Source organism: Streptomyces sp. NPDC057638 (assembly GCF_042800315.1).
Lineage (GTDB): Bacteria > Actinomycetota > Actinomycetes > Streptomycetales > Streptomycetaceae > Streptomyces.
Map to the genome: position 1 here is coordinate 26,848 of NZ_JBHVHF010000011.1, position 11,380 is coordinate 38,227.

The 11,380-nt window shown below is 72.0% G+C and carries 6 protein-coding genes; all 6 read left to right on the forward strand.

Annotated elements, in window-relative coordinates; all coding sequences use genetic code 11:
* The first annotated feature begins 54 nt into the window (after positions 1-54).
* The 6 genes from ACFVIM_RS02955 (at position 55) to ACFVIM_RS02980 (ending at position 11,376) form a co-directional block, all read left to right on the forward strand.
* The gene (locus tag ACFVIM_RS02955) at positions 55-1,050 is read left to right on the forward strand and encodes an ABC transporter permease (protein WP_384297620.1); all 996 of its coding nucleotides are present in this window, start codon (positions 55-57) and stop codon (positions 1,048-1,050) included.
* Between the two features lie 297 nt (positions 1,051-1,347).
* A complete protein-coding gene (locus ACFVIM_RS02960; protein WP_384297621.1) occupies positions 1,348-2,394 on the forward strand; it encodes a substrate-binding domain-containing protein in 1,047 nt (348 codons plus the stop codon).
* 46 nt (positions 2,395-2,440) lie between these two features.
* Positions 2,441-3,733: a Gfo/Idh/MocA family protein gene (locus tag ACFVIM_RS02965; protein ID WP_384297622.1), complete on the forward strand. Its 1,293-nt coding sequence runs from the start codon at positions 2,441-2,443 to the stop codon at positions 3,731-3,733.
* Positions 3,734-3,850: 117 nt separating this feature from the next.
* The gene (locus ACFVIM_RS02970) at positions 3,851-4,858 is read left to right on the forward strand and encodes a sugar phosphate isomerase/epimerase family protein (RefSeq protein ID WP_384297624.1); all 1,008 of its coding nucleotides are present in this window, start codon (positions 3,851-3,853) and stop codon (positions 4,856-4,858) included.
* A 774-nt stretch (positions 4,859-5,632) separates the two neighbouring features.
* Positions 5,633-9,331 carry a ThuA domain-containing protein gene (locus tag ACFVIM_RS02975; protein ID WP_384297654.1) on the forward strand — a complete coding sequence of 1,233 codons (3,699 nt, stop codon included), beginning with the start codon at positions 5,633-5,635 and terminating at the stop codon, positions 9,329-9,331.
* An 845-nt stretch (positions 9,332-10,176) separates the two neighbouring features.
* On the forward strand, positions 10,177-11,376 hold the full coding sequence (locus ACFVIM_RS02980) for an inositol-3-phosphate synthase (protein WP_384297656.1): 1,200 nt from the start codon (positions 10,177-10,179) through the stop codon (positions 11,374-11,376).
* The last annotated feature ends 4 nt before the right edge of the window (positions 11,377-11,380 follow it).

Here is an 11,380-nt window from a genome sequence, read left to right on the forward strand (position 1 = left end):
ACCTCGAACTGCCCGAGTGCCTCGAATGCGCCGAACACGCAGAGTGCCCCGAACATGCCGAGCGCTCCGAACGCGCCACGCGAGGCGGCATGGCGAAGCCCCGGTTTCCGGCTCGATCCGCGCAACCTCTCCCTGCTCGGGGTGCTCGCGGCGCTGGTCGTCGTCGGTGGTATCACCAAGCCGGACGAGTTCCTCGCCACCAGCAATCTCCAGCTCGTCCTCACCCAGGCGTCCATCATCGGCGTCGTCACCGTCGGAATGGCCTTCGTCATCACCAGCGGCGGTATCGATCTCTCCGTCGGCGCGATCGTGGCGCTGGCGTCGGTCTGGGCGACCACGGTCGCCACCCAGGAGTACGGGTTCGGCGGCATCCTCTTCACCGCCGTCGCGGTCGGCGTCGGCTGCGGCCTGGTCAACGGAGTGCTCATCGCCTACGGCGGGCTGGTGCCCTTCATCGCCACGATCGCGATGCTGGCCTCCGCCCGGGGTCTCGCCCTCCAGATCACCGACGGCAAGACCCAGATCGTCACCGTGGACTCGGTGCTCGACCTCGGGGTCAAAGACGCCTACGTCCTCGGGATCCCGCCGCTGGTCCTGGTCTTCGCCGCCGTCGTCGTCCTCGGCTGGCTGCTGCTGAACCGGACCACCTTCGGGCGGCGTGTCTTCGCCGTCGGCGGCAACGCGGAGGCGGCGCGGCTGGCCGGGATCGACATCCGCCGCCAGCGGCTCCTCCTCTATCTGCTCTCCGGTCTGTGCTGCGGTATCGCCGCCTTCATGCTGGTCGTGCTCTCCGGGTCGGGCCAGAACACCAACGGCAACCTGTACGAACTCGACGCCATCGCCGCGGTGATCATCGGCGGCACCCTGCTCAGCGGAGGCCGGGGCACCATCGTCGGTTCGGTCATCGGGGTGCTGATCTTCACCACGATCACCAATATCTTCGCCCTGAACAACCTGGAGAGCGCCGTCCAGCAGATCGCCAAGGGCGTGATCATCGTCGCGGCCGTGCTGGTGCAGCACCGGACCCTGCGCGGCGGTGGCCAGCCATGAGCGGGGCGGCCGACCGGTCAGCCGGTTCGCCAGCCGGTTCGCCGACCGGCGTATCGACGGCCTCGCCGACCGGTTCGCCGACCGGCCTGTCGACGGCCTCGCCGACCGGTTCGCCGGCCGGTTCGCCGACCGGCTCATCGGCCGGTGGTCTGCCCCATCGTTCGACCTGCCCATGCCCCCGCCCGCCGACGCGCCCGTGCCTCCGCCCGCCGACGCGCCCGTGCCTCCGCCCGCCGGCCTGCCGGCCGACCCGTTCGTCACCGCATCAGCGGATCCAACGGAAGGACTGATTCCGATATGCCGGACCCCGTCGTCCCCAGCCGCAGAAGGCTGCTCTACGGCACGGCCGCCGTCTCGGCGGGCGCGCTGCTCACCGCGTGTACCAGCAACGAGCCCCAGGAGTCCAAGCCCGCCGCCGACAGCGCCCCCGTCGCCGCCGACACCCCGGGAAAGCCGGTGACCATCGGCTTCGCCGGACCACAGGCCGACCACGGCTGGCTCAACGCCATCAACGACAACGCCCGCTCCCGGGCCGAGAAGTACCAGGACGTCACCCTGGAGATCACCGAGGGCTCCAACGACACCGCCGCCCAGATCGGCCAGATCCAGACACTGATCAACAAGAAGGTCGACGTCCTGGTCATCCTGCCCGCCGACGGCAAGGCGCTGACCCAGGTCGGGCTCCAGGCGATGAAGGCGGGCATCCCCGTGGTCAACCTGGACCGGATCTTCGCCTCGCCCCAGGCGTACCGCTGCTGGATCGGCGGCGACAACTACGGCATGGGACTCAACGCCGGACGGTTCATCGGCGAACGGCTCAAGGACAGACCCAACGCCACGGTGGTGGAACTGGCCGGGGTCGACAGCCTCGAACTCACCCGCCAGCGCACCCAGGGTTTCGACGACGCCCTGAAGAACTACCCCACCATCCGCAAGGTCGCCCGCCAGGCCGCCGACTTCACCGTCGAGTCCGGACAGGCCAAGATGGCCCAGCTGCTCCAGGCCCAGAGCCGCTTCGACGCGCTCTGGAACCACGATGACGACCAGGGGGTCGGCGCGCTGCGCGCCATCGCGCAGGCGGGCCGTGAGGACTTCTTCATGGTCGGCGGCGCCGGGGCCAAGTCCGCGATGGACGCCATCAAGTCCGATGACAGCGTGCTCAAGGCCACCGTGCTCTATCCACCGACGATGGCCGCCTCCGCGATCGACCTCGCCCGTGCCGTCGCCCAGGGCGCCGGGGTGGGCGGGATGGCCGAGATGGAGATCCCGGCCTCCCTCACCCTGTACTCCGCCGTCGTCACCAAGGACAACGTCGACCAGTACCTGCCCACCGGCTTCGTCTGACCGGCGCGCGCCCGCCCCCACCGCAGACCGACGAGGAGGAATCCGTATGGAACAGAGGGACAGCGACGCCGCTACGGCGCCCGGTGGCGCCCCGGCACCCGGCGCGGTCCCGTCCCCCCGCGCCGTTCCGGCGCTGGGCGTGGGCATGGTCGGCTACGCGTTCATGGGCGCCGCCCACTCCCAGGGGTGGCGGACCGTCGGCCGCGTCTTCGACCTGCCGCTACGGCCGGTGCTCGCGGCCATCGCGGGCCGGGACGCCGACGCCGTCCGCGCGGCCGCCGGGCGGCACGGCTGGGCGGCGGCCGAGACCGACTGGCGTGACCTCATCGCCCGCGACGACGTCCACCTCGTCGACATCTGCACCCCCGGGGACCTCCACGCGGAGATCGCCATCGCGGCCCTGGAGGCGGGCAAACACGTTCTCTGTGAGAAACCGCTGGCCAACAGCGTCGCCGAGGCCGAGGCGATGCGGGCCGTCGCCGATCTGGCCCGCCAGCGCGGCCAGGTCGCCATGGTCGGCTTCTACTCCCGGCGGGTGCCCGCCGTCGCCCACGCCCGCCGGCTGATCGCCGACGGCCGCCTGGGCGCGCTGCGCCATCTGCGGTTCACCTATCTCCAGGACTGGCTGGTCGACCCCGCCTTCCCGCTGACCTGGCGGCTGCGCCGCGAGCACGCGGGCTCGGGCGCGCTCGGCGATCTCGGGGCCCATATCGTCGACCTCGCCCAGTATCTGGCGGGGGAGCGACTGACGGGCGTCTCGGCGCTGACCGAGACCTTCGTACGGGAGCGTCCGCTCGCGGTGGTACCAGGAGCGGCGGCGATGCCAGGGGCGGCGGGGGCCGGAGCGGCGACGGGGCCAGAGGCGGCGGGGGCCGGTCCGGGCACGGGCCGGGTCACCGTGGACGACGCGGCCCTGTTCACCGGACGGCTGCCCTCCGGCGCGCTCGCCTCCTTCGAGGCCACCCGGATGGCGGCCGGGCGGAAGAACAGCCTGCGGTTCGAGATCAACGGCGAGCGCGGCTCCCTCGCCTTCGACCTGGAACGGCTCAACGAGCTTTCTTTCCATGACCACACCGAGCCCGCCGCCTCCTCCGGCTTCCGGCGTGTCCTCGTCACCGAGCGGGATCACCCCTATCTGGCGGCGTGGTGGCCGCCGGGGCACGCGCTCGGCTACGAGCACACCTTCACCCACCAGGCGCGCGACCTCCTGCACGCCATCGCCTCCGGCAGCCAGCCGGAACCGTCCTTCGAGGACGGGCTCCAGGTGCAGCGGGTGCTGGCGGCGGTGGAGGAGAGCGCGGGGCGCGGCGCCGCCTATGTCGCGGTGCCCGCGCCATGAGGCGGCGGCGACCGGTCGATAAGCGGCACACCCGTACCCGCCCGGCCCTCTGCTCCACACCCATCACCCCCGTACCACGGCCCGCGACCGACACCGCCGCCACGCCAGGGAGGCGTCATGACCCGTCCCTTCACCCTCTTCACCGGCCAGTGGGCCGATCTCCCGCTGGAGGAGGTGTGCCGGTACGCCCGTGACTTCGGCTATGACGGCCTGGAGCTGGCCTGCTGGGGAGACCACTTCCAGGTGGACCGGGCGCTCGTGGAACCCGGCTATCTCGACGGGCGCCGCGCCCTGCTGGAGAAGTACGGACTGCGGTGCTGGGCCATCTCCAACCATCTCGTCGGCCAGGCCGTCTGCGACCATCCCATCGACGAGCGCCACCAGGCCATCGTGCCCGCCAGGGTCTGGGGCGACGGCGAGCCGGAGGGTGTGCGGCGCAGGGCGGCGGCCGAGCTCCAGGACACCGCGCGGGCCGCCGCCGCCTTCGGGGTGCGGACCGTGGTCGGGTTCACCGGATCCTCGATCTGGCATCTGGTCGCCATGTTTCCCCCCGTACCGGAACGGATGGTCGAGCGGGGGTACGAGGACTTCGCCGAGCGCTGGAACCCCATCCTCGATGTCTTCGACGCGGAGGGGGTGCGCTTCGCGCACGAGGTCCACCCCGGTGAGATCGCCTACGACTACTGGACCACCCAGCGGGCGCTCGCGGCCGTGGACCACCGGCCCGCGTTCGGGCTGAACTTCGACCCGAGCCACTTCGTCTGGCAGGACCTCGATCCGGTCGGGTTCCTCTACGACTTCCGGGAGCGGATCTACCACGTCGACTGCAAGGAGTCGCGCACCCGGCTGGACGGGCGCAACGGGCGGCTCGGCTCGCATCTTCCCTGGGGCGATCCCCGGCGGGGCTGGGACTACGTCTCGGCGGGCCATGGGGGAGTGCCCTGGGAGGACATCTTCCGGATGCTGCGCTCGATCGGGTACGAGGGACCCGTCTCCGTCGAGTGGGAGGACGCCGGGATGGACCGTCTGGCGGGGGCGCCGGAGGCGCTCGCCCACCTCAAGCGGTTTGACTTCGAGCCACCGGCGGCGGCCTTCGACGCGGCGTTCGGGGGCCGGGAGGAGTAGCGCGGGGCGAGGTCCCGGGGCCCGGTCCGCGTCGTCGCGGTGTGGACCGGGTGGCGGGCCTGCCCCGAACCCGCTTTGTCCTGCCCGGGGCGGAAGTTCGGACCGCTGACCGCGCAAGGGCTTTCCGTGCCGGACGAACCCGTCTACCGTCCCTGAGGTGTACCGAACCCCGGGTCTCTCCGGGATCAGGCAGGACCAGGAACCACGACAAGCGGGAGCGCGGCGTCGCGGGTCCGGCGGGGCACCTCGCCCGCCGGACGGGCGGGGGTGAACGCCCTCGCGGGCCGCCGGAGTGGTGCGGGAACCCCGACCGCGCCGCCGGGCGGGCGCCGAGGTCTCCTCCGTACCGCGGGACACGGGTGGGCGGACCCGCGTCCCCTCCTCTGTTCCCGTTCCCTCTTCCGTTTCGCTTCCGCGTCCGCCAGAACCCCGGACCGGCCCTCGGTGGCCCCGGTGTGGCGGCGCACCCCGGATCCACGGCACCCCGTCCGTTCGACCGGTCCATCCGGAGGGATGTCGGCCGGTTCATCCCGGAGGAATGACGTGCACCTGAAGAGACGCAGAGTCAGGGCCGGCACCGGCCCCACCCCGATACGACGGCCCCGATTCCGGGGGAGCGACGCGCTCGCCCTGGTCACCGCCGGGCTGCTCGCCCTCACCCCGCTCACCCTGTCCCCGCCGCGGGCCGCCGCCGACACCGCGCGGCCGGCGGTGCCGGTGGCGCTGTCGGCCAGCGAGTCCGCGGCGTCCGCGTCGGCTGATCGTCCGGTACGGGTGAGGGCGGCCAGCGACTCCGTACCGTCCGCGTCGGCTGATCGTCCGGTACGGGTGGGGACGGTCGGCGACTCCGTACCGTCCGCGTCCGCTGATCGTCCGGTACGGGTCGGACCGTCCGCCGAACCGTCCGCGCCCGCCGAGCGGTTCGACCAGATCACCCTCGCCAAGGGCGCCGACGAGACGGGCGAGCCCATGTCGCTCGCGGTCCTGCCCGACCGCAGCGTGCTGCACACCTCCCGCGACGGCGAGCTGAGGATGACCGACAGCCGGGGCACCACCCGGCGGGTTGGGACCATCCCCGTCTACAGCCATGACGAGGAGGGCCTCCAGGGCATCGGCATCGACCCCAGGTTCGCGCAAAATCGTTTCATCTATCTCTACTACGCCCCGCCGCTCACCACCCCGCAGGGCGACGCCCCCACCGAGGGCACTCCGGCCGACTTCGCCCCGTACGAAGGGGTGAACAGGCTCTCGCGGTTCGTCCTCAGGCCCGACGGCACCCTCGACAACGCCAGCGAGAAGAAGATCCTCGACATCCCCGCCACCCGGGGCATCTGCTGCCATGTCGGTGGGGACATCGACTTCGACGCCGAGGGCAACCTCTACCTCTCCACCGGGGACGACACCAACCCGTTCGCCTCCGACGGCTACACCCCCATCGACGACCGGCCCGGCCGCAACCCGGCCTATGACGCCCGGCGCACCGCCGCCAACACCAACGACCTGCGCGGTAAGATCCTGCGGATCACGGTCGCCGCCGACGGCTCGTACACCGTCCCCGCGGGCAACCTCTTCGCCCCCGGCACCCCGAAGACCCGCCCCGAGATCTACGCGATGGGGCTGCGCAACCCCTTCCGCCTCAACATCGACCGGCCCACCGGACATCTCTACGTCGGTGAGTACGGGCCGGACGCCGCCACCGCCGACCCCGCCCGCGGACCGAGCGGGAAGGTCGGGTTCCTCAGGATCACCGAGCCCGCCAACTACGGCTGGCCCTTCTGCGGCATCGGCGGAGAGCCGTACACCGACTACGACTTCGCCACCAAGACCTCCGGGCGTACCTTCGACTGCGCCGCCCCGGTCAACGACTCCCCGCACAACACCGGGCTCACCGCGCTCCCACCGGCCCGCGGCGCCTGGCTGCCCTACGACGGCGGATCCGTGCCCGAACTCGGCGGCGGCTCCGAGTCCCCCATGGGCGCGCCCGTCTACCGCTACGACCCGGCCAACCCCTCACCGGTGAAGTTCCCCGAGTCCTTCGACGGCGACGCCTTCGCCGGAGAGTTCGGCCGCCGCTGGATCAAGCGGATCGAACACGGCCCCGACGGCTCGGTGGCCAGGATCAACCCCTTCCCCTGGACCGGCACCCAGGTCATGGACATGGCCTTCGGCCCGGACGGGGCGCTGTACGTCCTCGACTACGGCACGGCCTGGTTCGGCGGCAACGAGCACTCCGCCCTCTACCGCATCGAGAACGCCACCGCGGGACGCGCGCCCAGCGCCGAGGCCCGCGCCTCGAAGACCTCCGGCACCGCCCCGCTGCGGGTCGCCTTCTCCTCCGAGGGCAGCGGCGACCCCGACGGTGACGCCCTGGGCCATGAGTGGACCTTCGGCGACGGCGCCACCTCCACCGCCGCCCACCCCACCCACACCTACCGCGCCAACGGCACCTACACCGCGACCCTCACCGTCGAGGACCCCACCGGACGGACCGGATCCGCCAGTGTCCGCGTCGTCGTCGGCAACACCGCCCCCAAGGTGACCCTCGAACTCCCCACCGACGGAGCCCTCTTCACCTTCGGGGACACCATCCCCTTCCGGGTGCGGGTCAGCGACCGCGAGGACGGTCCCATCGACTGCGCCAAGGTCAAGGTCAGCTACATCCTCGGCCACGACAGCCACGGCCATCCCATCAGCACCGCCGAGGGGTGCTCCGGCACCCTCACCACCTCCTCCGACGGAGGCCACGACCCCAACGCCAACATCTTCGGTGTCCTCGCCGCCGAGTACACCGACGGCGGAGGCGGCGGCCAAGGCGCCCTCACCGGCCGCGACCAGGCCACCCTCCAGCCCCGCCACCGGCAGGCCGAGCACCACTCCAGCGCCTCCGGAGTCCGTACGTACAACAAGCCCACCGCCCACGGCGGCAAGACCGTCGGCGAGATCGACGACGGCGACTGGATCTCCTTCCGGCCCTACGCGCTCGGCGGGGCCACCCGGCTCACCGCGCGGATCTCCTCCGGAGGCGAGGGCGGCTTCCTGGAGGTGCGCACCGGATCGCCGGACGGCAGGATCCTCGGCTCCGGGCCCATCCCCGTCACCGGGGGCTGGGAGACCTTCCAGGACGTCGACATCCCGCTGCGGGCCGTCCCCCGCGCCTCCACCTCCCTCTACCTGGTCTTCAAGGGCGGCGCCGGGGCCCTGTACGACCTCGACGACTTCACCATCTCCAGCACCCCGCCCGACCGCACCGCCAAACGCGTCCTCGTGTACTCCCGTACGGCCGGATACCGGCACGACTCCATCCCCGCCGGGATCGCCGCACTGAAGGAACTGGGCCGGACCAGCGGCATCACCGTCGACGCCACCGAGACCGCCGCCCAGTTCACCACCGCCAACCTCGCCCGCTACGACGCCGTCGTCTTCCTCTCCACCACCGGTGACGTCCTCAACGCCGAGCAGCAGCGGGCCTTCGAGAACTACATCGCCACCGGGGGCGGCTACGCCGGAATCCACGCAGCCGCCGACACCGAGTACGACTGGCCCTTCTACGGGGGGCTCGTCGGCGCCTACTTCGACTCCCACCCGAGGATCCAGAACGCCACCGTCCGCGTCGAGGACACCACCCACCCCGCCACCCGGCACCTGGGCGCGGAATGGGTCCGCGACGACGAGTGGTACAACTACCGCGCCAACCCGCGCGGAACGGCCCGGATCCTCGCCACCCTCGACGAGACCAGCTACGAGGGCGGCACCATGAAGGGCGACCACCCCATCGCCTGGTGCCAGAACTACCAGGGCGGACGCTCCTTCTACACCGGCGGCGGCCACACCCGTGAGTCCTACGCCGACCCCGCCTTCCGCCAGCACCTCCTGGGCGGGCTGCGGTACGCCACCGGCCAGGTCGCGGCCGACTGCGCGCCCCGGACCGGAGCGCGGCCGATCTTCAACGGCAAGACCCTCGACGGCTGGAAGCAGGCGGGACCGGGACGCTTCACCATCAGCGGCGGGGAACTGCGCTCCGAAGGAGGCATGGGGCTGCTGTGGTACCAGGCCCGGGAACTGGGCTCCTACTCCCTGACTCTCGACTGGAAGGCCGAGGGCGACGACAACTCCGGGATCTTCATCGGCTTCCCCGCCTCCGACGACCCCTGGTCCGCCGTCCACCGGGGTTATGAGATCCAGATCGACGCGACGGACGCCCCCGACCGCACCACCGGAGCCATTTACGGCTTCAAGTCGGCCGATCTGAGGGCGCGCGATCGTGTTCTGCGGCCACCGGGGCAGTGGAATACCTATGAGATCAGAGTGCAGGGAGAGCGCGTCCGGGTCTATCTCAACGGGGCGAAGATCAACGACTTCACCAACACCGATCCCGCCCGCAGCCTGAAGGACGGCTACCTCGGCCTCCAGAACCACGACACCGACGACCAGGTCTCCTTCCGCTCCATCCGGCTGAAGGAACTGCCGGGGTAAGGAGGGAGGACTGTACGGGTTCCGGATGGTGCGATTTCCGGATGGTGCGGGACCGGATGGTACGGGGGCGGGCCGGCGCGGCGGCCCGCGTGGGCGGCCGGGGCTCGGGCGAGGTCTGCGGGGTTCGCGAGGTGGTGCGGGGCTTGTGGGGTGAGCCGGGCCCGCGGGGTTCGCCAGGGGTATCTCCGGGCCCTTCGGGCGGGGACGGGCTCCGCGGGCGGTTGGCCCGGACCGGCCGCCCGCGGCCCGGGTTCAAGCTGCTTCGTTCCTGTCCCGGAGAGCCCGGTGGGTCCGGTAGGTCCGGTGGGTCCAGTGAGTCTGGGGAGGTTGCTGGTGGGTTCTGACAACTCCGGGGAGTCCCTGGGGCTCCCCGGGTAGCCCGCCCGAGCCCGCAGCGTCCAGGAAGCCCCCCAGTCTCAGGCGGACGGAAATCGCCAGGGGAACGGCGGGCGACTCTCCTGGCGGCGGCGGGACAACAGGAGGAACGAGGCGTTCACCAGTCCCACCAAAGCGGAAGGAACCCGACGATACGGCCCGGCGTCCCACCAGCTGACGGTGGGCGGGCTGGGGCCGTACCCCCGCCCACCGTCGTCCCACGCCCCGATCGAACCTCGCCGCCAGCGAACTGAGGAGACTCCGAGATGACACAGGAGAACCCGCACGACCTTCACCCCACGGACGGCTCCGCGCGGCCCGCCCCGGACACGGCCCAGCGGCCCCGCACGCCCGACCCCGCACACCACGACGAACACGCTCCAGGCCCCGGAACCCGCGCGCCCGACGAACCACCGGGATACCCCGCACCACCGGATACCGCGACCCAACGCGACATCTCCGACACGTTCCTGGCACGGAACACGCCCGGCGACGGTCCCGACAACCGTCCTGACGACAGCCCCGACCACGGTCCCGGCGAACCGCCCCTCCCCGGTCTCCCTCCCCGGCGCACCGGCGTCTGGCTCGTCGGCGCCCGCGGGTCCGTCGCCACCACCGTGATCGCCGGATGCGCCGCCGTCAGCGCCGGACTCCACCCGCCGACCGGGATGGTCAGCGAGACGGCTCCCTTCACCACCGTACGGCTGCCCTCCCTGGCCTCCCTGGTCTTCGGCGGCCATGACACCGCCACCGCGCCCCTCCTCAAACGAGCCGAGGAACTCGCCGCCCAAGGCGTCCTCCCGGCCCGGCTGCCCGCCGCCGTCGCCACCGAACTCACCCGCGCCGACCAGGAGATACGGCCCGGGGGGCCACAACACGGCGACACCCGTACCGACGAGGAACTCATCGCCCGCTTCACCCGCGACCTCATCGACTTCCGGCAACGACACGGCCTCGCCCGGGTCGTCGTCATCAACGTCGCCTCCACCGAGCCCCGGCCGCTGCCCGGCGCCCCCCGGCTCGCCCCCAGCTCCCTGTACGCGGCCGCTGCGCTCCGCGCCCGCTGCCCCTATGTCAACTTCACCCCCTCCACCGGGCTGCACACCCCCGCCCTCACCGAGGCCGCCGAAGCCAGTGGGCTTCCCCACGCGGGACGCGACGGCAAGACCGGTCAGACCCTGCTCCGATCCGTCCTCGCGCCGATGTTCGCCCAGCGGGCCCTCGCCGTCCGTGCCTGGTCCGGGACCAACCTCCTCGGTGGCGGCGACGGAGCTGCGCTCGCCGACCCCGCGGCCGCCGCCGCGAAGAACGCGGGCAAGGAACGCGTCCTCGCCGACACCCTCGGCCACACGCCCGAAGGCCAGGTCCATATCGACGACGTCCCCGCCCTCGGTGACTGGAAGACCGCGTGGGACCACATCGCCTTCGACGGCTTCCTCGGTTCCCGCATGATCCTCCAGACCATCTGGCAGGGCTGTGACTCCGCCCTCGCCGCCCCCCTCGTCCTCGATCTGGCCCGGCTCGTCGCCCGCGCCCACGAGGCGGGATTCCGCGGGCCCCTGCCCCAGCTCGGCTTCTACTTCAAGGACCCCGACGGCGGGCCCGCGTCCCTCGCCGACCAGTACACCGCGCTGCTCCATCTCGCCGACCGGCTCCGGGAGGCACCGTGACCCT